Source organism: Dactylococcopsis salina PCC 8305, assembly GCF_000317615.1.
GTDB classification, from domain to species: domain Bacteria; phylum Cyanobacteriota; class Cyanobacteriia; order Cyanobacteriales; family Rubidibacteraceae; genus Halothece; species Halothece salina.
On sequence record NC_019780.1, the window covers coordinates 475,882 to 498,444 of the forward strand.

Annotated in this window: 22 protein-coding genes; 10 read left to right on the plus strand and 12 right to left on the minus strand. The window is 42.4% G+C overall.

The annotated features are described in order from the left end of the window. The first annotated feature begins 59 nt into the window (after positions 1-59). From DACSA_RS02455 to DACSA_RS02465, 3 genes are all read left to right on the plus strand, one after another. Entirely contained in the window at positions 60-179 is a 120-nt protein-coding gene (locus tag DACSA_RS02455; RefSeq protein ID WP_015228259.1) for a photosystem II reaction center protein I, read from the plus strand. A gap of 225 nt (positions 180-404) precedes the next feature. Beyond that, positions 405-857: a Fur family transcriptional regulator gene (locus DACSA_RS02460; protein WP_015228260.1), complete on the plus strand. Its 453-nt coding sequence runs from the start codon at positions 405-407 to the stop codon at positions 855-857. A gap of 112 nt (positions 858-969) precedes the next feature. Then, complete coding sequence (locus DACSA_RS02465; protein ID WP_015228261.1) at positions 970-3,624, plus strand: DEAD/DEAH box helicase; 2,655 nt, start codon at positions 970-972, stop codon at positions 3,622-3,624. A 555-nt stretch (positions 3,625-4,179) separates the two neighbouring features. Here DACSA_RS02465 and tatC read toward each other — a convergent pair. Both tatC and DACSA_RS02475 read right to left on the minus strand, forming a co-directional pair. Then, entirely contained in the window at positions 4,180-4,944 is a 765-nt protein-coding gene (gene tatC / locus DACSA_RS02470; protein ID WP_015228262.1) for a twin-arginine translocase subunit TatC, read from the minus strand. A gap of 306 nt (positions 4,945-5,250) precedes the next feature. Beyond that, positions 5,251-6,198, minus strand: coding sequence for an aldo/keto reductase (locus DACSA_RS02475; RefSeq protein WP_015228263.1), 948 nt, complete (start codon positions 6,196-6,198; stop codon positions 5,251-5,253). Between the two features lie 38 nt (positions 6,199-6,236). Here DACSA_RS02475 and cobT point away from each other — a divergent pair, with 38 nt between their 5' ends. Next, complete coding sequence (gene cobT, locus DACSA_RS02480; RefSeq protein WP_015228264.1) at positions 6,237-7,340, plus strand: nicotinate mononucleotide-dependent phosphoribosyltransferase CobT; 1,104 nt, start codon at positions 6,237-6,239, stop codon at positions 7,338-7,340. On the opposite strand, the gene DACSA_RS02485 is transcribed toward cobT, so the two are convergent. Next, the gene (locus DACSA_RS02485; RefSeq protein WP_015228265.1) at positions 7,337-7,705 is read right to left on the minus strand and encodes a hypothetical protein; all 369 of its coding nucleotides are present in this window, start codon (positions 7,703-7,705) and stop codon (positions 7,337-7,339) included. The two genes, cobT and DACSA_RS02485, sit on opposite strands and share 4 nt — an antisense overlap. Before the next feature lie 117 nt (positions 7,706-7,822). On the opposite strand from DACSA_RS02485, the gene DACSA_RS02490 reads away from it, so the two are divergent. Beyond that, positions 7,823-8,932, plus strand: coding sequence for an extracellular solute-binding protein (locus tag DACSA_RS02490; protein WP_015228266.1), 1,110 nt, complete (start codon positions 7,823-7,825; stop codon positions 8,930-8,932). Positions 8,933-9,265: 333 nt separating this feature from the next. On the opposite strand, the gene DACSA_RS02495 is transcribed toward DACSA_RS02490, so the two are convergent. The 5 genes from DACSA_RS02495 to DACSA_RS20140 form a co-directional block, all read right to left on the minus strand. Beyond that, on the minus strand, positions 9,266-9,829 hold the full coding sequence (locus DACSA_RS02495; RefSeq protein ID WP_015228267.1) for a Uma2 family endonuclease: 564 nt from the start codon (positions 9,827-9,829) through the stop codon (positions 9,266-9,268). A gap of 44 nt (positions 9,830-9,873) precedes the next feature. Further along, positions 9,874-10,986 carry a Gfo/Idh/MocA family protein gene (locus DACSA_RS02500; protein WP_015228268.1) on the minus strand — a complete coding sequence of 371 codons (1,113 nt, stop codon included), beginning with the start codon at positions 10,984-10,986 and terminating at the stop codon, positions 9,874-9,876. A gap of 102 nt (positions 10,987-11,088) precedes the next feature. Further along, entirely contained in the window at positions 11,089-11,271 is a 183-nt protein-coding gene (locus DACSA_RS02505) for a DUF6887 family protein (protein WP_015228269.1), read from the minus strand. After that, positions 11,268-11,651 (minus strand): DUF6888 family protein, encoded by a 384-nt coding sequence (locus DACSA_RS21925; RefSeq protein WP_232225168.1) that lies wholly within the window; start codon positions 11,649-11,651, stop codon positions 11,268-11,270. The genes DACSA_RS02505 and DACSA_RS21925 overlap by 4 nt, the downstream gene beginning before the upstream one ends. A gap of 242 nt (positions 11,652-11,893) precedes the next feature. Continuing rightward, positions 11,894-12,046, minus strand: a complete 153-nt coding sequence (locus DACSA_RS20140) for a hypothetical protein (protein ID WP_156800612.1) — start codon at positions 12,044-12,046, stop codon at positions 11,894-11,896. A 269-nt stretch (positions 12,047-12,315) separates the two neighbouring features. On the opposite strand from DACSA_RS20140, the gene DACSA_RS02515 reads away from it, so the two are divergent. Both DACSA_RS02515 and DACSA_RS02520 read left to right on the plus strand, forming a co-directional pair. Next, positions 12,316-14,292 carry an ABC1 kinase family protein gene (locus DACSA_RS02515; RefSeq protein WP_015228271.1) on the plus strand — a complete coding sequence of 659 codons (1,977 nt, stop codon included), beginning with the start codon at positions 12,316-12,318 and terminating at the stop codon, positions 14,290-14,292. Positions 14,293-14,296: 4 nt separating this feature from the next. Then, positions 14,297-15,481, plus strand: coding sequence for a DUF4336 domain-containing protein (locus DACSA_RS02520; RefSeq protein WP_015228272.1), 1,185 nt, complete (start codon positions 14,297-14,299; stop codon positions 15,479-15,481). Here the strand turns inward: DACSA_RS02520 and DACSA_RS02525 are convergent. Then, positions 15,478-17,388 carry a polysaccharide biosynthesis protein gene (locus DACSA_RS02525; RefSeq protein WP_015228273.1) on the minus strand — a complete coding sequence of 637 codons (1,911 nt, stop codon included), beginning with the start codon at positions 17,386-17,388 and terminating at the stop codon, positions 15,478-15,480. The genes DACSA_RS02520 and DACSA_RS02525 overlap by 4 nt on opposite strands. A gap of 393 nt (positions 17,389-17,781) precedes the next feature. On the opposite strand from DACSA_RS02525, the gene DACSA_RS02530 reads away from it, so the two are divergent. From DACSA_RS02530 to DACSA_RS02540, 3 genes are all read left to right on the plus strand, one after another. Continuing rightward, positions 17,782-18,156: a DUF1823 family protein gene (locus DACSA_RS02530; RefSeq protein ID WP_041235642.1), complete on the plus strand. Its 375-nt coding sequence runs from the start codon at positions 17,782-17,784 to the stop codon at positions 18,154-18,156. A gap of 190 nt (positions 18,157-18,346) precedes the next feature. Then, positions 18,347-18,826, plus strand: a complete 480-nt coding sequence (locus DACSA_RS02535) for a hypothetical protein (RefSeq protein ID WP_015228275.1) — start codon at positions 18,347-18,349, stop codon at positions 18,824-18,826. Between the two features lie 33 nt (positions 18,827-18,859). Then, positions 18,860-19,444, plus strand: a complete 585-nt coding sequence (locus DACSA_RS02540; protein WP_015228276.1) for a thioredoxin family protein — start codon at positions 18,860-18,862, stop codon at positions 19,442-19,444. A 513-nt stretch (positions 19,445-19,957) separates the two neighbouring features. Here DACSA_RS02540 and DACSA_RS21930 read toward each other — a convergent pair. The 3 genes from DACSA_RS21930 to DACSA_RS02555 all read right to left on the minus strand — a co-directional run bounded on the left by DACSA_RS21930 (position 19,958) and on the right by DACSA_RS02555 (position 22,428). Further along, entirely contained in the window at positions 19,958-20,146 is a 189-nt protein-coding gene (locus tag DACSA_RS21930) for a hypothetical protein (protein WP_156800613.1), read from the minus strand. A 163-nt stretch (positions 20,147-20,309) separates the two neighbouring features. Further along, positions 20,310-20,687 carry a hypothetical protein gene (locus tag DACSA_RS02550; RefSeq protein WP_015228278.1) on the minus strand — a complete coding sequence of 126 codons (378 nt, stop codon included), beginning with the start codon at positions 20,685-20,687 and terminating at the stop codon, positions 20,310-20,312. Positions 20,688-20,745: 58 nt separating this feature from the next. Then, positions 20,746-22,428, minus strand: a complete 1,683-nt coding sequence (locus DACSA_RS02555) for an ABC1 kinase family protein (RefSeq protein WP_015228279.1) — start codon at positions 22,426-22,428, stop codon at positions 20,746-20,748. Positions 22,429-22,563 lie beyond the last annotated feature (135 nt).

The window sequence follows — 22,563 nt, forward strand, 5'->3', positions numbered from 1 at the left end:
GTACTAATCTCATCAGCTTGGGAATCGTAAAACCTCTAGTTAACTCAAAAATATAGACTATGCTCACACTCAAAATTGCTGTTTATCTCGTTGTTGGCTTCTTTGTCAGCTTATTTATCTTCGGTTTCTTATCCAACGATCCCGCTCGTAACCCTAACCGTCAAGATTTAGATAATTAATAAGCTCACTATAACATCATTGGTCGAGCGGGAATCACTCGCTCGATTTTTGTTTTTTAGAGCGAATTGGTTAAAGTGGTAACTAAGATGATAGCTATCATTAAACTAGAATTGATAAATCCTCTCCTTGCGCTTAAAACTAGGTCTTAAACAATAACTGCGTTAAGTTAGGTAGTGTCAGACCCGTAATTAAGGATGATTAGAATACTCAATCAAAATAACTCGATGAACTCGGAAGCATCTCTTCCCAAAACTGAGACCACCCAAACTTTAGAAGAGGCTTTAGCGCAATGCCAAAATCAAGGAATGCGCCTGAGTCGCCAGCGTCGATCGATCTTAGAATTATTATGGCGGTGTGAAGAACATCTCTCCGCACGAGAAATTTATGATCGTTTAAACCAAGAAGGGAAAGACATTGGACATACCTCCGTCTATCAAAACCTAGAAGCACTTTCCAATCATGGCATTATTGAATGTGTGGAACGTTCGGAAGGGCGACTCTATGGTCACGTCAGCGCAGCACATAGCCATATTAACTGTGTGGATAGCGGTAAAATTATAGATGTGTATGTGGAATTACCAGAAGATTTAATTCAAGAAATTGAAACTCGTACTGGTATCGAAATCACAGATTATCGCATTAACTTCTACGGTCATCAAAAAAACTCTGCTGAGTAATTTGTCAAAATCAAGGAGAGGAGGAGATAAGTAAACATAGACCAACAATTTCTCTACCCTCATTTTTAGTTTCTAGATTACCAATAACCCATTACCAATAACGAGAATATAAGTGAGTGTTTCTTCCACAGAATTAGATTTAAAAACGCTTTTTCCCTTTGAGTTAGATAACTTTCAAGTTCGCGCCATTACTGCATTAGATGCCAAAAAATCAGTGGTGGTTTCTGTTCCCACCGGTTCAGGGAAAACCTTAGTGGGAGAATATGCCATTCACCGCGCACTCGCCAAGGGGAAACGAGTATTTTACACGACACCATTAAAAGCACTGTCTAACCAAAAATTGCGAGACTTTCAAGAAACATTTGGAGAGGAACAAGTGGGGCTACTCACAGGAGATGTTTCCGTTAACCGTGATGCGGGAGTTGTCGTGATGACTACAGAAATTTTCCGCAATATGCTTTATGGAACATCGATCGGAGAGGTGGGAACCTCTTTGGAAAATGTGGAAGCAGTGGTGTTAGATGAATGTCACTACATGAATGATCCGAATCGAGGGACGGTTTGGGAAGAGTCAATTATTTACTGTCCGAAAAGCATTCAATTAGTCGCCCTTTCTGCAACCATTGCTAATGCGGGACAACTGACCGATTGGATTAATGAAATTCACGGTCCCACTGAGTTGATTAAATCCGATTTTCGTCCAGTTCCTCTGGAGTTTTACTTTAGCACACTTAAGGGACTGTTCCCATTGCTCAATGAACAGAAAACTAAAATGAACAGTCGCTTGAAACCCAAGCAAAAAGGACGTAAAATTCGCATCAGTAAATCGGATTGTCCGACGATCGATCTTGTGGTTGAACAATTAGCAACAAGAGAACTGCTCCCCGCCATCTATTTTATTTTTAGTCGGCGCGGTTGTGATCAATCAGTACAACAACTGAATCGCTTATCTTTAGTGACTCCCGAAGAAAAAGCACAAATTCAAGAACATCTCCAACGATTTTTAGCACAGCATCCAGAAGGAGCAAGATCAGGACAAATTGAACCGTTAAAACGGGGAGTCGCTTCTCATCATGCAGGGGTACTACCCGCATGGAAAGGGTTGGTAGAAGAGTTATTTACTCGTGGTTTGGTGAAGGTGGTATTTGCCACAGAAACCCTCGCCGCTGGGGTGAATATGCCAGCGCGAACCACTGTGATTTCCTCGTTATCGAAACGAACGGATCAAGGACATCGCTTGTTGCGAGCTTCCGAGTTTCTACAAATGTCTGGACGAGCCGGACGTAGAGGAATGGATCAACGGGGGAATGTGGTTTGTGTGCAAACTCGCTTTGAAGGAGCAAAAGAAGCGGCGTATTTAGCGACGAGAGAGTCTGATCCGCTAGTGAGTCAGTTTACGCCGACTTATGGGATGGTGTTGAATTTATTACAACGACAGACGATTCAGGAGGCGAAGTCGTTGTTACAACGGAGTTTTGCTCAGTATTTGGCAAATCTAAAGTTAATTCCAGAACAAAAGGCGATCGCGCAGTTGACGCAAGAGATTGCTCGGATTGATGTCCAAATTGCACCAATTCCGAGGGCGTACTTTAATCAATACGAAAAACTACAAGCACATCTTAAGGAAGAGAAACGGATTCTGAAGTATTTAGACAAACAAGCACAGCGCGATCGAACTCCTGCTTTAAGTGCAGCCATATCACAGTTGCGATCGGGCGATCTTTTATTCTTGAAAGGAAAGTATGTAACAGTTTCTTCTCCTCTTCCTGCGGTTTTAGTGCAAACAACAGGCTCTCCTGGTCAATCCTCCCTTTTAATTTGTTTAGCGGCGGATAATCGTTGGTATGTCGCCACAGAACGGGATGTGAGCGCGATCGGGGAAGTTTTACTACCAGAATCTTATTTTTCCTCGATCGATCTACCGCCAGACTTAGAAATCAAACCAGGAAAACGCCGTAAAGGAGACGAAATCACTGCCGAAATTGCTCAAAGAATGGAAGAGGTTGAGATTCCCGACACAGATGCACCAGAAGTCGCCGCCCAGAAGGAGAAAATTAAAGACATTCAACAGCGCATGAGTAGCCATCCGCTACAGCAATGGGGACAACCGAAACAACTGTTGAAAACTTACAGCCGTCGTCAACAACTAGAGGAAGAGTTAGAAAGACACCAAGCCAACACGAGAGAAAATCAATCTCAACACTGGCGAGAGTTTTTGGATATCTGTGAAGTGTTGGAAACCTTTGGCGCTTTAGAAAAGTATCAACCCACCTCTCTCGGACAAACGGCGGCGGCAATTCGTGGCGATAATGAATTATGGCTCGGTTTAGCGCTTCGATCGGGTCATTTTGATGAATTGTCCCCTGCTTATTTAGCAGCTGCTTGTTCCGCATTAATTACGGAAACCCCACGTCCCGATAGTGAAAGTGATTTCCCGCCACCGATGCCAGTGATTAACGCCTTGAGTGAATTACGGGGAATACGACGCGAGTTATTTCAAGTACAAAGACGGAATCGAGTCGCGATTCCTTTGTGGTTAGAACCCGATTTAATTGGTTTAGTGGAACAATGGGTTGAGGGGATCGAATGGCAGGACTTGTGTGATGCTACCAGTTTGGATGAGGGAGATTTAGTGAGAATTTTGCGTCGATCGCGCGATTTTCTCTCTCAGATTCCTCATGTTCCCTATTTACCCAATGTCTTGGCGATGAACGCTCGTTTAGCCGTAGAACAAATGGAACGCTTCCCCGTGCAAGAATTTGAATAAAAGTAGGTTGGGTGCAGCGAAGCGAAACCCAACACAAATTGGTCATTAGTCATTAGTCATTGGGAATCAAGAAGTGAGAAGTGAGAAGTGAGAAGTGATACCATTTTGGAGAAGTCAAGTTACAGTAAATCCCCCCTAGCCCCCCTTTGAAAGGGCAGGGCTGTTTCATTCTCGGGGTCAAAATTGAAGGCGATTGCGCTCCGCGCACCGATGCGAAGCATCGATTGAGCCGAAGGCTCACCGAGCTTCGCTCGATCGCCTGAACCTCTTACGGTACGTTCGATCGAAGCCTTTTTCTTACTTTTTGACTAATTCATAAGAAAAAAGAGTCCTGAAATCTCCCCCATCTCCCTTGTCTCCCTTGTCTCCCCCATCTCCCTACCTCCCTTGATTTCATTCATAATGAAACAGCCCTGCTTTGAAAAGGGGGAAAAATGGGTTGGTGTGTAGCGCCAGTTTATCAAAATGGTATGAGTTTAAATGCCTATTTTTCTCTTTTCTCTCTACTCGTTTCTTAATGACTGGTTACTGATCACTGATCACTGGTCACTGATTTCACCTTCCCAGCATTTTAACCACACCAATCCCACCAAAATACAATCCTAACACCGCTCCCGCGAGGAGAGATTGAGTCATCGGATCAGTGGAAGGGGTTAAAACCGCACCGAGTACCACCGAACCTAAAATGATGTAACGCCACCCAGAAATCATTGTCTGGGAGGAGACAATTCCTAACAGTCCTAACAATACCTGAATAATGGGAATTTGGAACGCCAAAGCGGTACTAAACAACAAGAGAAGAACAAAACGAAAATACTTATCGATCGACCACATTTGTTCTACGACATCCTCACCATAATTAATAAAGAACTTTAACGCCGCCGGAACTAAAGCATAATAAGCAAAAACCAATCCCACACCAAACAGCAAAGTTGATCCGACCATCACTGGAACTAAAAGACGACGTTCGCCACGAGTTAAACCAGGAAGGATAAATAACAGAATCTGATAAACAATGAATGGACTCGCCACTAACAAGCCACTGTAACCAGCGACTTTAATAGAAACAAAGAAATATTCTCCTGGGGCGAGTTGTAAGAATTTTACCCCCTGTGCGGGAACTTGTAGCGCTTCAACAATTGGTCTGACGAAGATAAAACAGCCAATGATTCCCACCCCTACCGCAATCAAGGAATAAAAAATGCGCCAACGCAGTTCTTCGAGATGATCAAAAATTGACATCTCTTTCTCGTCGGGGATTTCGTTGAGATAGTGATTTTCTGCTCGATCGTACTTGGTATTCGTTTCAACTGGGGACATTTCGGTTTAGCTGATATGTGCAGTTTGTCCCTCCTATTCTATCTATTACTTAGGAATTAGGTAACGCTTATAGCAATTCTCAAACAGTGACCAGTGATCAGTAGTATCAAGTTCGCTCAATACCCAACCTACGACTATGGTGTTGGGTTACGTTTTCACTTCACTAGGGCCTACGGCTACGAATATGGTGTTGGGTTACGTTTTCACTTCACCCAACCGACGACTATGGTGTTGGGTTACGTTTTCACTTCACCCAACCGACGACTATGGGGTTGGGTTACATTTTCACTTCACCCAACCGACGAATTAAAGCTGGCTCACTTGGTTTAATTCCTGAACGTCCTCTGAGTCTAAACTCCAGCCGATCGCCCCCGCATTTTGTTGAGCCTGGGTGGCATTTTTCGCACCAGGAATCGGAATTGCGCCTCGACAAATTACCCAGTTTAATGCGACTTGTGCAGGGGTTTTGTTGTATTTTTCCGCGAGTTTTTGCAGGGAATTAATAACAGGAGAAATTTTATTGATCCCAGAGGCTTTGAATTTAGGGTCTAAACGTCGCGCACCAGTGGGTTTTTCCGAACCAGTATATTTTCCTGTTAGCAAACCTTGGGCTAAAGGGCTGTAAGCGATGATCGTAACGCCTAATTCTTCGGCAGTTTCCCAGATGCCATTGTTTTCAATTTTTCGATCGAGCAACGAATAAAGAACCTGGTTACTCGCTAAAGGAACACCGCGTTTTTGCAAGTGTTCGTGAGCTTCTCGCATTTGACTAGCGGAATAGTTACTCACTCCTACTGCTTTAATTCTTCCCTGTTTCACTTCTTTTGCCAAAGCATCCATGAGGGTTTCTTGATTCATAAAAAAGGAAAAGGGAGAATGCACCTGATATAAAGGAATGCTTTCCACTTCCAAACGTTTTAGGCTTTCTGTGAGCGTATCTGCTACAACTTGCGGAAAAATCCGCCAAGGTAACGGAAAATATTTCGTTGCGATCGAGACAGGAGTATCATTATCCTTAGCAAACTGACCTAATAATCGTTCTGACTCTCCCAAACCATAGACTTCGGCGGTATCAAATAACGTAATACCAGCTTCTATCGATGCTTGAAACGCATCTTTGACCTGAGTTTGGTCGTATTCTTTGCCATAATCCCAAAATAATCGATCGCCCCAAGACCAAGTCCCAACGCCGAGGGGCGTAACTTGTGGACCATTTTTCCCTAAAGCAACCGTAGTCGGTGTGGTCGTATTCATAACTCTTTACAATTGAACTATCACTCACTAGCTTAGACATGATTCGGATTTATACACAAATTCAACAAGGACATCGCTGGTTAACTCAATATCGCGGAAAACGCCCCGCCTTTGCTTGTGTTTTAGGGTTTACAGAAACGGGATTATTGCCTAAAATTTCCGCCGCCGGAGCCACCCCAGACGATCGGCGCTACACTGCGATCGCGGACGCAGAATGTTTGGTCAATGGCATCCAACTGCACCCGAAACATCCCTTACCTCCCCTCACCGTTGGCGCTTCTCCTACTCTAATTTCCCGTGCGTTTGTGGAAGCGCTTTCTCTCCCCGTTTATGTATTTAATGCGGGTTTACCCCATTCCCCTGCGATTCCTCACATTGATCTCGCGGGAAAACCCGCGCAATGTGTTTCCACAGGAAAGGCACTCCCTCAAGCAACAGTCGAACATTTATTCGCCCAAGGCTGGCATTGGGGAGAAGTTCTCGCGCAAACAGTAAAAGATAGTTATTTAACTATTGGGGAATGTGTTGTCGGAGGAACAACCACAGCTTTAGGGTTACTCACGGGGTTGAGAGTCGCCGCCGCCAACAAAATTAATAGCAGTCATCCTCAATGTAATCATCAGCAAAAATGGGAAATTGTCCAAGCTGGGTTAGGAAAAACCGATTGGTATTTTCAACAAACCGCTATTGATCCCTTTGCGGTAGTGGCTGCGGTTGGTGATCCGATGCAAGCCGTTGTTGCTGGTATGGCGTTATCTGCAAGTCGAGAGGTGGGCGTTTTACTCGCTGGAGGAACACAAATGCTGGCGGTTTATGGCTTAATTCAACGCTTATTGAGAAATGGGAGTCGAGGCGATTTAGATAAAATTGTCGTTGGGACAACCCGTTGGGTTGCAGAAGACCTTACGGGTGATACGATTGGACTGGCGAAAACCTTACAGGATGTCCCATTACTTGCTACAGGATTGAGCTTTGCCACCTCAGAGTTTCCCCAACTTACTGCTTATGAAGATGGTTATGTCAAAGAAGGGGTTGGGGCTGGAGGTTGCGCGATCGCAGCTCATTTGGATTTAGGTTGGAGTCAAGCCCAATTGTTAAGCACAATTGAAGCGTTAGTCCAACAATATGCCAAAATCAGTTAAAAGTGAATGCGTTGGGCGAGGAGTTGTTCTTCTAAAGCCGCAATTCGGTTATAGGCGGCGGCAAGTTGAGTGTTTAAACGACGGATTTGGATTTCTGGAGAAACTTCTTCCCCGTCAGATGCTCGGTTTCCACCAGTGTTCGTGTCGTCATCGAGTAAAACATCCTTATGACCCATCATGGCACTAAAACCGCGGTGATGGTTTTCAGAGGAAGATTCATTAATCGCAACATTTTCCGAGTTTTCACTTGCGCTGTTACGCATGGTTATCGTCTCTTCAAAACGATTGTTGAGGTGTTCAACAACCGTATAAAGGCGATCGATTTTTTGTTCGAGGGTGATGATATGATTTTGCAGTCGATCCATGAACGATCCTAATAGCAGTTGTTCTACGGTGATAGGTAAAACCCTATTCCCTAACCATGATATTCCCTGTATCGAGATATCTCTTTATATTACGGATTCATTTAATTTTTCAGAGTTATGTTAAACCGTCGTGAAGTTTTGTTAATTACTTTAATGAGCGCGATCGCACCGTTTTTGTCATCTTGTCGCACTAGCAACAATTCTCTAGTGATTAAAGTGTTAGAAGACTCGATTCCCCCTCAACTTCTGGGAGATTTTAAAAAACAGTTTCCGCTCGATCGAACCCTAGATATTAAGCCAATTTCGCAGTTAGAAAGTCTCTATCAATTCCTCGAAAATGCAGTCACCAAAGACAACCAAAAAACAGCAAATTTAGTCACATTAGGAGATATTTGGCTAGAAAAAGCGATTAAAAAAGAGTTAATTCAACCGCTAACCGTTAATTCTCTCCGTAACTGGGAAATGCTACCCGCTTCCTGGCAAAAATTAGTCCAACGCGATCGAAACGGGAATCTAGATGCTAGAGGAAAGGTTTGGGGGATTCCCTACCGTTGGGGAAGCACAGTGATTGCTTACCGCGAAGATCGGTTTCGTCAAGCGGGATATGATCCGCCGACAGACTGGGGAGATTTATGGCGAGAAGAATTGCGCGATCGAATTTCTTTACTCAATCAACCGCGAGAAGTCATTGGGTTAACCTTAAAAAAACTCGGATTTTCTTATAACACTCCTGATTTAGACTCAATTTCCGACTTAAAAACCGCACTAAAAACCCTCAACCAACAAGTTAAATTTTATAGTTCTCAATCCTATTTACAACCCTTAATTTTAGAAGACACTTGGGTTGCTGTGGGTTGGTCAAATGACCTTTTACAATTACGCACCCGTTACCCCGATATTAAAACCATTATCCCGCGATCGGGAACAGCGCTTTGGGCTGATTTATGGGTGAATCCCACAGGAAACGAAGCCATTTCCGAGGCGATTTTACAATGGATTGATTTTTGTTTAAATCCTAAAGCAGCGAATCAAATTGGCATTTTTACTAATGCGTCTTCTCCCATTTTTATCAATGCTAACCGTGATAAAATTCCGAAGAGTTTAGGAGAAGATAAGATTAAAAACCCCTCTTCAGAAGTATTAGAAAAGAGCGAGTTTTTATTACCATTATCGCCAAAAACAGAGGAACAATATCAAGGATTCTGGAAAGGAATGAGGAGAAGTTAATTCGTTATTTGTTATTCGTTATTTGTTATTTGTTATCTGAAATTGAAAAAAATTTGCTATATAACACCAGCCCCCTAACCCCCAAGTTTGGGGGAACTTGATGAACTTTATTTGTAGCAACTATTAGAGTATTTCATATTATTTATCACTGGTAAAATGATGTAGCCAAGCAATAAATAACAATTAATCGTCAAAAAAACCTAGCAACATCTCTCCCCATTTCCCCAGAGGTGAATTGTAAATTCATCCTTCCTAACCCCCCTTTGAAAGGGGGGAACGGTTTATTAACTTTTTACATAAGAATTAGAACTGCTATAGTTTTGATTGATAATTTTACTCTAATAACCAACCAAATAAATCACTAACTGTTAAATGTAATTCCTTAGCAAACTCAGGAGGAGGAAGGATCATTTCGGGTTGATCGAAAACAGCGATTTCTTGTCGTGGACGATAGACAAATATGGTTTTTTCGCTGGGATCAATTAACCAACCGATCTCAGTTCCATGTTGGAGACAGTGCAAAATATTTTTGGTCACTTGGGTTTGATTTTGATTTGGTGATAGAATCTCAATCGTCCAATTGGGCGCAATTTTAAACGTATTAGAAACTTCTCCATTTTCATCACGAGGGATTCGATCGAGCGTAAAGACAACCAGATCAGGAACAATCGATCGATTCCCAAATGTCCAACGTAATTCTGGAAAAGCTCGACCGAAACTCTTGGGTTTTATGGTCTGATTAATGACGGATAATAATTCTCCCTGAATAATGCTATGTTTTCCTTGTGGCACTGGTTTTTGTATAATTTTTCCCTCAATATATTCTTGAGGAGGTTTGGTTTCAGGTTGTTGTAAAAATTCTTCCAGTGTTATAGGTTTCGATGTTGCTTGAGTCATCTTTTTTTGGTTGGATTCGATCGATCATTAGGAACAGATTTTGATTAATGGTTTAAAAAGTCCTCAAAATTGGGAACATCAACCCAACTATTTTTTTCGTTAGACTCATGGCTTAAATCCATTAATAATTGCGAGTAAACCCCCTCTCGTAAAGAAGGAATCATTGGGGTTTGAGTTTGAATCGCTTTCACCCAGTGATCAATGAGACGGAGAACTGGCGCAATGCGTCCTTCTGGATAAACTTTCGGAAAAGCCAGTCGATCGGGAATAAAAACTTCTGACAAGGATTCTCCCGACGGTGCGGCGAGAAAACGGAAACCATGAATATAATCAGAAAGATTGCCGCTACCTAAAACCACCGTTCCTCGATCGCCATATACTTCGATCCAGTGTCCTCGTCCTTGATACGCAACAGAACTAATGGTTAATTGACAGGGCGTTCCGTCGGCTAATTCTAGCATTAATAAACAAGTATCATCAGAATCAACGGGTTTGAGTTTCCCATCTTCTTTTGGGTCTGGACGTTGCGCGATCGCGGTGTATAATTGAGCAGATAAACGATTGACACCGCCAAATAACCAGTTAATATAATCAAAAGCGTGAGAACCGACAGCCCCTAAAGCGCCGCCACCTTGATCTTTTTGCGCGTACCAATTCCATGCTTGTTCTGGATTAGCGCGTCTTCCCAATACCCAGTCAATTTTTACTAACCGCTTTTTCCCCACATAATCATTTTGTAAGTATTCGGCTAACAATTGCCATTCGGGAACACCACGAAATTCAAAATCACTGGCAGCAACTACGCCATTTTGTTTCGCTAAATGATATAGTTCACGGGTTTCTTGTGCGTTTAAGTTGAGGGGTTTTTCTAAAAGAAGATGTTTCCCCGCTTTGAGGGTTGCTTTCGCCATGTCGTAATGTAAAAACGGCGGTGTGGAGATACTGACCGCATCCACATCAGGAAGAGAGAGAATAGTGTCAAGTTGGTTACTAGCGTGGGGAATGTCGTATTCTTGCGCGATCGATCGAGCTTTTTCTAAATTAGGATTATACACAGCGACAGGGGAGGTTCGATCGTGAATTTGAAACGCTGGAATGTGTACCTTTTTCCCGAAACCTGTCCCAACGATCGCAACACCTAGAGATTCATTACTCATTTTCTTCTCTCCTGAAAAAACGCTAATTTGTGGCTGATTTTAAATCATTTTCCCACAGGTAGAACTAGCTTTAACAGTTGTTCAAGCTAATCAAGAAAGCAGCTATTGATTAGGATTCGTTTTTTCTTTGAGAAGTTGATTAAATTCTTGTATTGATGAAATTTTTTGTTTGGGGGATTCGTCTAGTTTTTGGAAAAAAATTTCCCAGGCTTGATCATCAGCAGGGTTATGGCGAAGATAATCTCTCACTTGTTCGCGAGTCATCCGTTCGAGTTGGCTAGTCATGGTCGATTTAATTCTCCATTTTCATTGATGATGACTTCTAATTCCTCTTTTCGGCTAGTTACTGCCAAAATATAAATAACTCTTCTGGTCTCGTCGAATCTAAATAATTCTATTGAACATAAAGTCTTGGTCAGGCTTTGACAAATCGTAACACTGGTAAGAGCTTGTTTATTAGTAACCATGATATTTGATCTTGAAACTTCTAGACTAGGGCAATAATTCAATATAGCTGTCAGAGAATCTTTCCAGAGAGAGACCGATCGAATCTCTCCCAGAATTTTTGGGTTACACTTCGTTTCACCGAACCTACTGGTTAGAATCTTTCCAGAGAGAGACCGATCGAATCTCTCCCAGAATTTTTGGGTTACACTTCGTTTCACCGAACCTACTGGTTAGAATCTTTCCAGAGAGAGACCGATCGAATCTCTCCCAGAATTTTTCGGTTACACTTCATTTCACCGAACCTACTGGTTAGAATCTTTCCAGAGAGAGACCGATCGAATCTCTCCCAGAATTTTTCGGTTACACTTCATTTCACCCAACCTACTGGTTAGAATCTTTCCAGAGAGAGATCGATCGAATCTCTCCCAGAATTTTTCGGTTACACTTCATTTCACCCAACCTACTGGTTAGAATCTTTCCAGAGAGAGATCGATCGAATCTCTCCCAGAATTTTTCGGTTACACTTCGTTTCACCGAACCTACTGGTTAGAATCTTTCCAGAGAGAGATCGATCGAATCTCTCCCAGAATTTTTCGGTTACACTTCGTTTCACCGAACCTACTGGTTAGAATCTTTCCAGAGAGAGATCGATCGAATCTCTCCCAGAATGGTTGGGTTACACTTCGTTTCACCGAACCTACTGGTTAGAATCTTTCCAGAGAGAGATCGATCGAATCTCTCCCAGAATGGTTGGGTTACACTTCATTTCACCGAACCTACTGGTTAGAATCTTTCCAGAGAGAGATCGATCGAATCTCTCCCAGCGTCCCGAATGTTGTTACAATACTTAACAACGTTACTCGGTCGGTCTAAGCAAGATTTATGACTCAAAAAACTGTTTCTTCCCCCAATCAATCCCACGCCAACCCCAACTCAGACACCATTACAGTGGAGTCATCAACTCAATCTCTACATCCTTCTCTAGCCGATAACGAGTGGCGTTATGACCCCGAAAGAATTAATAACTACTATAAAAATCGTCCCCTAGCAGTAATCAGACGTTTAATTGCTTTAATCTTCCCTGGAACGGCGTTCGGAGTGCGCTTATTGTTTGATAAACTCACAGGACAGATCGCAAAAAACGAACAAAAACGCGCCATAGAACTCCGAGAGATTCTTACCGAACTCGGACCCACCTACATTAAAATCGGACAAGCACTCTCCACTCGTCCTGATCTTGTTCCTCCCATCTACCTCGAAGAATTGGCACAACTCCAAGACCAACTTCCTCCCTTTGATAACGCGATCGCGTACCATTTTATAGAAGAAGAACTCGGAAAACCCCCCAAAGACATTTACGCTGAAATCTCCCCTGATCCCGTCGCCGCCGCTTCTTTAGGACAGGTTTATAAAGGAAAACTCAAAAGCGGAGAAGAAGTCGCCATCAAAGTTCAACGTCCCGACTTACTCCGTCGTATCACAATTGATCTTTACATCCTACGGAAAGTCTCCTTTTTCGCTACCAACAACATCAAACGCATCCGTAGCGATTTAGTGGCGATCATGGACGAGTTCGCCAACCGCATTTTCGAGGAGATGAATTACGCCTATGAAGGCTACAATGCGGAACGCTTTAAAGAACTCTATAACTACATTGAAGAAATCTATATCCCGACAATCTATTGGGAATATACAGGACGACGAGTTCTGACAATGGAATGGATAGCTGGGATTAAACTCACCAATGTCCAAGCCATCCAAGACGCTGGAATCGAAGCCACTAGCTTAGTCGAAATCGGTGTCGAATGTTCCTTACGTCAACTGCTAGAATCTGGATTTTTCCATGCTGATCCTCATCCTGGAAACCTTCTCGCCATGTCCGATGGACGATTGGCGTATCTTGATTTTGGCATGATGAGTGAAATTAAACCCTATCAGCGCTATGGGTTAATCCAAGCCATTGTGCATTTAGTCAACCGTGATTTTGAATCTCTCGCCCATGATTATGTTCAGTTAGATTTTCTCTCGGAAGATACCGATTTACGTCCGATTATCCCCGCGTTAGCAAGTGTATTTGAAAACGCCCTCGGTGCGAGTGTTGCGGAGTTAAACTTCAAAAGTATTACGGATCAGATGTCGGAAATTATGTATGAATTTCCGTTTCAAGTCCCCGCTTATTATGCGCTGATTATCCGTTCTTTGGTGACTTTAGAAGGGATCGCGATCGGGATTGATCCAGAATTTAAGGTATTAAGTAAAGCCTATCCCTATGTCGCTAAACGGCTGTTAATTGACCCTTCACCGCAGTTAAGAGAGTCTCTCCGTGATTTATTATTTAAAGATGGCAGTTTCCGTTGGAATCGTTTAGAAAATCTTCTTCGTAACGCCCGCGACTCTCAAGATTACGATTTTGAGAAAGTGTTAGACCAAGCGTTAGACTTTTTATTCTCGGAACGAGGAGAGTTTATTCGGGAACGATTAGTGGATGAATTGGTGAAAGCGATTGATATTTATGGACAACGTAGCTTTTACAACTTCTCTGCTTCTGTACGAGAACAAGTGGGGTTAGCGGTGAACGAAAATCCCCCGCAATTGGGAAATAATAATCAAAACTTAGAACACATCCAAAACATTCTCGAAATTTTAAGAGATACCCCAGGGTTTGATCCGATGCGAATTGTTCCTTTAGTGCCAAAAGTGTTATCGAAACCCGAAACTCAACACATGGGACAGCAAATCGTCGGAAAATTGACAGAAAAGGCGATCGCGCGGTTTATTCGTAACATTGCTTTACAAGACAAACCCACCAACAATGGTAATAATGGAAAACTCTCTCTTCCCTCTGCATTCAAAAACTAGATAAATGACCCAACGTGACCTCCTCTGGCGATACTGGTTTCTTCTCCCCATCTATCCCTACCAAAATCGGCGCACCCTGCGCCGAGAAGTCCTAAAAAACACAATTTGGACATTTGACCAAGTACAAGGCATTTTTTATGTGGTTGTCCCAATTCGGATGACAGTGGTACGGTTAGAAACAGGAGGATTGCTGGTTTATGCGCCAGTTGCACCAACGCCAGAATGTATCCGTTTAATGCGAGAATTAGAAGCGGAACACGGTGCGGTGAAATCGATCGTTCTTCCTACGGTTTCGGGGTTAGAACATAAAGTATTTGTCGGTCCTTTTGCGCGACAGTTTCCCAAAGCATCAGTTTATATCGCCCCCCAACAGTGGAGTTTTCCTGTCAATCTCCCTTTAAGTTGGTTGGGGTTTCCTCGTCAACGGACTTATGTTCTTTCTAATCCCTACGAATATAATCCTTTTCCCCCCGAATTTGATTACGCAATCCTCGGACCGATTAAATTGGGTTTAGGGTCATTTGGTGAGGTGGCGTTATTCCATAAACCCTCTCGCACTGCTTTAGTCACAGATAGCGTGATTTCCATCCCAGAAACGCCCCCTGAAATTGTCCAGCTTGACCCCTATCCGCTTCTTTTTCACGCGAGGGATAATGGGTTAGATGTGGTGGAAGATACGCCAGAAATGCGACAAAAAGGGTGGCAGCGCATTTGTTTGTTTGCGAATTATTTCCAACCTGATGCTTTAGAAGTGCCGCAATTTGGGGAAGTATTTACAGAAGCAAAACAAGCGCCCGATCGATCCCAAAGGGCGTATTATGGGTTTTATCCCTTCCGTTGGCGATCGCACTGGAAAGCCTCATTTGAGAAACTACAAGGGAAAGGACGGCTATTAGTAGCGCCAGTGTTGCAAACCTTGATTTTAAACCGCGCTCCCAGAGAGACGATTAAATGGGCAAATTTAGTGGTGAGTTGGCATTTTGAACGACTAATCCCCTGTCATTTTCAAGCCCCTTTAGAAGCGTCTCCCCGCGAGTTTCGTCAGGCATTTAGTTTCTTGGAAAAAGAAGAATTACCGATCAATCAACCGAGTTATCCTCTCCCAGAAGCGGATTTAGCACCACTAGAAAAAATTGAAGTTACTTTAAGTAAAGGGAAAATTGTTCCGCCTCGATCGGAGAAAATCTAATTTCGTGGCGTAGCAGTGTACCGCAAACGCTTTTCTTCTTGACCTTGAAACTCAGGCACTAGCCAACGTAACACACTGAGGATTTTTTGTTCATCTTCCTGTTCTGCTGCTTCAATCAAAGCATTTAATGGCGTTTCTAATTGATGCCAAGACATACTAGATTCCCTTGCGCGATAAATTTTGGGATGAGAGGTTTTAAGAGCCGTATTTGGATCAATGAGTAATTCTTCATAAAGTTTTTCCCCGGGACGTAAACCTGTAATTTTGACTTCAATATCCTTCCCGACTTCTAACCCACTCAAATCAATCATTTGTAATGCCAAATCGTAGATTTTAATCGGTTTTCCCATGTCTAATAAAAAAACTTCTCCTCCTGTTCCCAATGCTCCCGCTTGAATGACTAAACGTGCCGCTTCAGGAATGGACATAAAGTAACGAGTGATATCTCGATGAGTAACCGTGATCGGTTTTCTCTCCGCAATTTGTTGACGAAACCGAGGGACAACTGAACCATTGCTATCTAGTACATTACCAAATCGCACCATGACAAAACTGGTTTGATGGGAGTGATCTTCGGCAAAAGCCTGAAGAATTAACTCTCCGACGCGCTTGGTTGCTCCCATGATATTAGTTGGACGAACGGCTTTATCTGTGGAAATTAAAACAAAATTTTTCACCCCACAATCTCTGGCACTTTTGGCGGCGGTTAATGTGCCTTGGACGTTATTGATAATTCCTTGAGCGGGATTTGCTTCTACTAAGGGAACGTGCTTATAGGCGGCAGCGTGATAAATGGTTTCGACTTGATAATCTGAGATCATTTTTTTGAAATGTGTCTCATCCGTCACTGAACCTAAGCAAGGAATAAAGTTTAAATCGGGATACGTTTCCTTTAAGTCTTGATCGATATTGTATAAGGCATATTCGTTACGCTCATAAAGAATCAGTAAACGAGGCTTTTGTTGGACAATTTGGCGACAAAGCTCCGCACCGATCGAGCCGCCTGCACCAGTCACAAGAACCGTTTTTCCTGTGATATTGACACTTAATAACTCTGGGAGTGGGGAAACTTCCTGTCTTCCCAATAAATCAATGATATCAATTTGTCGCAACTGACTTAGAGGCACTTTGCCGCTAATAATTTCGCTGATGCCTGGAACTGTTTTCACCGTTACTGGTAAAGTTTTCAGGCGATCGAGGATTGTCTGTTTTGCTTCTCCTTGTACTGATGGCATCGCCAAGAGGATGGTTTTTACCCCGTAATGTCGAATCAGTTTCGGCAGTTTTTGAGCAGGATAAACCGTTATGCCATTAATTTGTTGTCCCTGCAATTGAAGTTGATCATCGACAAAAGCAATCACTTGATATGTTTGTTGGTGATAGAGAGCTTGTGCTAATTGTGTTCCAGCTTCCCCAGCCCCATAAATGATCACTCTTGAAGCCAGTTCCCCAATAAAAAAAGGAGATTGAGGATTATAAAGACACCAACGAATTGATAAACGTACTGTCACCATAAGGACAATACTTAACAGAGCATCATTAAGGATAACAGAACGGGGGAGTTGTTCGATTTGAAAAAGGAAGCCCAAGAAAACAATAATGCCATAGCTGACAGCAATTGGGTAAGTCACCTTATAGAAAAGCTCTACTCCCACATAACGTAGAATAGAGCGATACATTCCCAGTGCTTGCAACACTGCTAACTTAACCAATACGGTGATGAGAGTGATTGGAGAATATTCTAAGAGTAAGCGACCAACGGATAAAGTTTCAAATCTAATCCCAAAGGCAATGATCAAACTGATGATAATCAGTGTTAAATCAATTGTGATAAAGCTCCACTGTTTTTGAGAACGAGACAAAGAAGAATGAATTTTCTGACAAATTTTTGCGAGGGGTTTGACCATTGATAATGATTTGATGATAATCACTGAGTGTAAAGGCAACAAGTGTGATTGATGAGGGTAAAAGTAGATTATTTAGTTCTAGAGAATTGACAATGAAACATAATTACTGCTGATTTCCTGTTTATATTAAGGGGAATAGACACGAATTTATACTAGGTCAATAGGATTTGATTACTCTGTCATATCTTGGTTAAAGAAAGCACGTTAGTTTAATTAATGACTACTATCTGATGGGATAAGTTTCCCAACCCAGATGAACTAGAGAACAAGATGGGATCATGCTTTGCAGTTTAGATCGAGTTGAGAATTTATTATGATCTGCGGTGACTATAGTCATCAACATGGAGATTACACTAAGTCAAAATAATGAAAGCAATGGCGAATGAAAACGGTATGTTGAATTTACCTCCCCTAAATCAAGATACCTTATGGGGAATTCTACGAGAGGAAATACCCGATCGAACGGTTAACGAATTAGTTTGGCACTATCTGGGTTATCGCTATGATTCCCAGCAACAAGCATGGCATAATGAACAAGTGCCATCGGAGTGGCGCGACACTTACCCCCAACCTCCTGATTTTATTGAGAGTCGTCCAGCTACTGTCAAACTTACTCGATCGATTCCGAAGCCGAATAAACAACTTTTAAAGGAGAAACTCGGCTTTAAGGGCTACAAAATTGGTGAATTTGGTCCCCGACAAACGAGACGCGCCACCATGGTAAACTGGTTGCTCAGTTATATGCAGGATCAAGGATGGCTCGATTAATACCATTTTGGAAAAGTAAAGTTACATTTAAGCCCCCCAAACTTGGGGGGTTGGGGGGGCTTAAGTAATCGATACCGTAGCACCAACTCTTCAAAATGGTATAAGCATCCGTAAAGCATGAAAATCAATTCTCTGATAATGTAAGTTCTGTATAGTCAGCTTTTATTTTGCAAGACTGAAGGAGATTCTAATGAATTGGCAAAAATTACGACAAATTCTCATTGTATTTATTGCAGGTATTTTCTTATTTGTTACTACCGCTTGTGGAAGTGAAGCCTCTGATCAAACTCAATCAGATGAGGATGTTCAGCAAATTCCTACCGAGTTGACTCAAGAAACGGAAGACACCGCAACTTCTGACGCTGAGGAAGAGGAAGTTGTAGAGGAAGACACTGCTAGTCTTGAAGAGGAAGAAGTAGTCGAGGAAACCACGACTCCTGACGCTGAGGAAGAGGAAGTTGTAGAGGAAACCGCAACTCCTGACGCTGAGGAAGAGGAAGTTGTAGAGGAAACCGCAACTCCTGACGCTGAAGAAGAGGAAGCCGTCGAAGAAGACACTGCTAATCTTGAAGAGGAAGAAGTTGTAGAGGAAACCGCAACTCCTGACGCTGAAGAAGAGGAAGCCGTCGAAGAAGACACTGCCGCTGTTTATGGGCTAATCTATTCCTAAACGTGAGTTAACTTGAATTCATTAAGGAGTGATATGGTTAAAACTGCTTCTACAATGTTGGATTTAGGGACAAAAGCTCCCAACTTTCAACTTCCTGATACGGTTTCTGGGGAAACGATTTCCCTAGAGACATTTGCCGATAAAAAAGGGTTGTTGGTGATGTTTATTTGTCAACATTGTCCTTTTGTTAAGCATATTAAATCAGAGTTGGCTCGCATTGGGAAAGATTATGTGGAGAAGGGCTTAGGAGTGGTTGCGATTAGCTCTAATAGCGTCGAAACTCATCCTGATGATGCTCCTGAAAATCTTAAGGCGATGGCGGAAGAAGAAGGGTTTAATTTCCCTTTCTGCTATGACGAAACCCAAGAGGTGGCTAAAGCCTATACAGCTGCTTGTACTCCTGATTTTTTCCTATTCGATCGCGATCGCAGTCTAGTTTATCGTGGACAACTTGATGATAGTAGTCCAGGCAATGATGAACCCGTAAATGGGAAAGACTTGCGAGCTGCGATCGAAAATGTTTTAGCGGATCAACCAGTGAACCCCGAACAACAACCGAGTATCGGCTGTAATATCAAGTGGGCGCCTGGTAATGAACCACCTTATTTTCAAGGTTAAATAAGTTCATTCGGTTAAAACTAATGTCAACGACCCACCGTTAAACCTCTTGGGAGGTTATAACGGGGGCTTCTTGAAGCCCACAAGTTGACCAGCCTAAGTCTCTAGAAGACTACGTTTCTAAAGCCATCACACCTCGGAATGCGTGCTAGTTCCCCGCTCTGTGGTTAACAGTTAAACATTCCTAACTGGGTTAAGAAAGTGCTGTTAGCTTGACAAACTTTAGAAACCTTGGCGAAGCATACTTAACTCGGTGTAGCGAAGTATCCCATTACTGGGAACTAAAGGGAGACTACACCTCTCTCCCTTTAACCTTTTGTAAACATATCAAATGGAGGACGTGCTTTCCTAAGGGGCTGTCGTCTGGGGTTTCCCCAGACGTTTATACGCCCCGTCTCCCCCTAACCTTCGGTATAGAGGGAGTCTCCAGCACGAAGAATAGATGAAATCGACTTATTGTTGCTACACCCCCCTATAATCCCCCCTAACCCCCCTTTGAAAGGCAGGGCTGTTTCATTCTTTTAAAATTAAGGGAGGTAGGGAGATGGGGGAGACAAGGGAGACAAGGGAGATGGGGGAGATTTCAGGACTCTTTTTTCTTATGAAAAAGCCAAAAAGTAGGAAAAACGTCTCGATCGAACGTACCGTAAGAGGTTCAGGCGATCGAGCGAAGCTCGGTGCGCGGAGCGCAATCGCTGCCAATTTTGACCCCGAGAATGAAACAGCCCTGCCTTTGAAAGGGGGGAAAAGAAATAACACTCCTTTGAAAGGGGGGAAAAGAAATAACCTTGCTTTCCCCCAAGATTGGGGGTGAGGGGGCTGAAGTTGAAAAATGTTGGGTTTCACCCAACCTACTTTTTTAGGTTTAGAAGATGTTATCTAAATCTAATGCTTGTGAGCCACCTTCTTGTAATTTAGATAGTAAAATTCGCAGTTGTGACCAAACTAAGCGCCCAGTGAGAAGTGTTAAAGGTAGGCTAATCGCGCTGGAAATTAACCAATTATTAATAACAATTTGTAAACCAGCGGCTAAAAAGGTAAAAATACCGCCACAAATCCCTAAAAAGGGAACAAAGAGAGATAAAGTTTGTAAGGATTCTCCTTGATTTTGTTCTTTAGAGTTATACCATTGCTTGACATTTTCTTTAAGCACTTTTTGGAAAGCTGTACCACAACTGACACTGATCAAAATTCCAAACAAGAGGAGTAAGTAGGGAGGTTGAGCAAAGAGATAGGAATACATAATTTTAATGACTTTTTTTGAGTAATGATTAATGATTGATGACTAAACGATCGAGCGGTTACTTGCTTTGTTGGATCGCTGCGGCTTCTGTTAAGGAGATTTCTCGTAAGCTATCTAAAGCAACATCAAATAATTTAGCAGGTTTTAGGTCGTCTTTAACTAAATTCCACAGCCGTTGCATTTGTTCAGTTTGCAGTTGCTCATCTTCAGTTAAGGCTAACAATAATTTCCGCCGTAAATAATTCCCTTCCTCGGAAAGCAAATATTGTAAACCTAACCGCGCGGTGGGGAGTAGATCAAAATTTTCACCATTACTGCGCGCGATCGAGATCATATTCTCCAACCGTTGCCATTGGAATTTACCATCTTTAAACAGCACTTCCAACAATCGTTGACGCATTTCAGGAGACTCTCCGCGTAGCAATCTTTGAGCAACATAAGGATAAGCAACTTCGACGATTTTAAAGTCTGGATCAAGGGTTAAGGCTAAACCTTCTTGAGTAATTAAAGAGCGAATAATCAACGCAAATTTTGCTGGTACTCGGAAGGGATATTCATACATCAATTCTGAAAATTGATCGGTAATGGTTTTAAAATTAAAGTTCTTAACACTTTCCCCCATCGCGTTTCCCAACACTTGTTCTAAAGCTGGTAAAATCGGCTCAATTTTAGTATTGGGTGCGAGGAAACCCAGAAACACAAAATCCTCAGCTAAACGATGATAATCTTGATTTAACAAGTGAACGATCGAACTAGCAATGGTTTCTTTTGTCTCTTCCTCCAATTGATCCATCATGCCAAAATCAATATAAGCCATGCGTCCATCTGCCATGGCAAATAAATTCCCAGGATGGGGATCAGCATGGAAAAAACCATGTTCTAAAAGCTGTCGCAAACCAGCAATAACACCGACTTCAACTAATTGATTCTGCTCTAAATTCGCGGCTTTAATTTGATCAGTATCAGTGAGCTTAAAGCCATTAATCCATTCCAAAGTTAAAACACAATAAGTGCTGTAATCCCAATAAATCTTCGGCACTTTAATTGTTGAGTCATTTTGGAAATTACGAGCAAATTTTTCAGCATTTTTCCCTTCATTAATGTAATCAATTTCTTCAAAAAGTTTCATCCCAAACTCATCAATGATCAGGGTTAAATCATGTCCGAGATTTAAAGGAAGCCAAGATTTAAACTTACTCATACCCGATCGCATAATAAATAAATCAAGGGTAAGAATTGGCTCTAAATTGGGACGTTGTACTTTCACCGCGACTTCTTCCCCAGTGTGGAGAACACCGCGATAAACTTGTCCTAAACTGGCGGCGGCGACAGGTTGAGGAGAAATTTCTCGATAAACCTCTTTGACAGGACGCTGCAATTCTTGTTCAATAATTTGGAAGGCGATCGCGCTATCAAAACAAGGAAGCTCATCTTGTAACTTGGTCAACTCTTCTAGGAAATCTTTTCGGATTAAATCTGGGCGTGTAGAAAGCGCTTGTCCCACTTTAATATAAGTCGGACCGAGTTTCGTCAGAATTTCTCGTAACTCTCTGGCACGTTTATATTTATTTTTATCCTCAACACCGCGCCATTCATCCAGCTTGAAGCGGAGGAAAAACCCTCCTAAAATCCAGATAATTGTTATCAGTCGCCGTAAAACTAACAATGGTGCTTGACGATATTTTTGGGCGATCGCAGTCGCATCGTAACGGGGTCGAGTGTGTTTTTGCATAAATGTCATTGCTTAAATATCAGCCTACCTCTAATTCAATAGTCGAGGGTTTTGATTTAAACGCGATTTATATTAGATTATTAATGTTGTAAGGTATCTTAATATTTCTATCTTCGCAAACTTAGGGATTGATTGCAACTGATA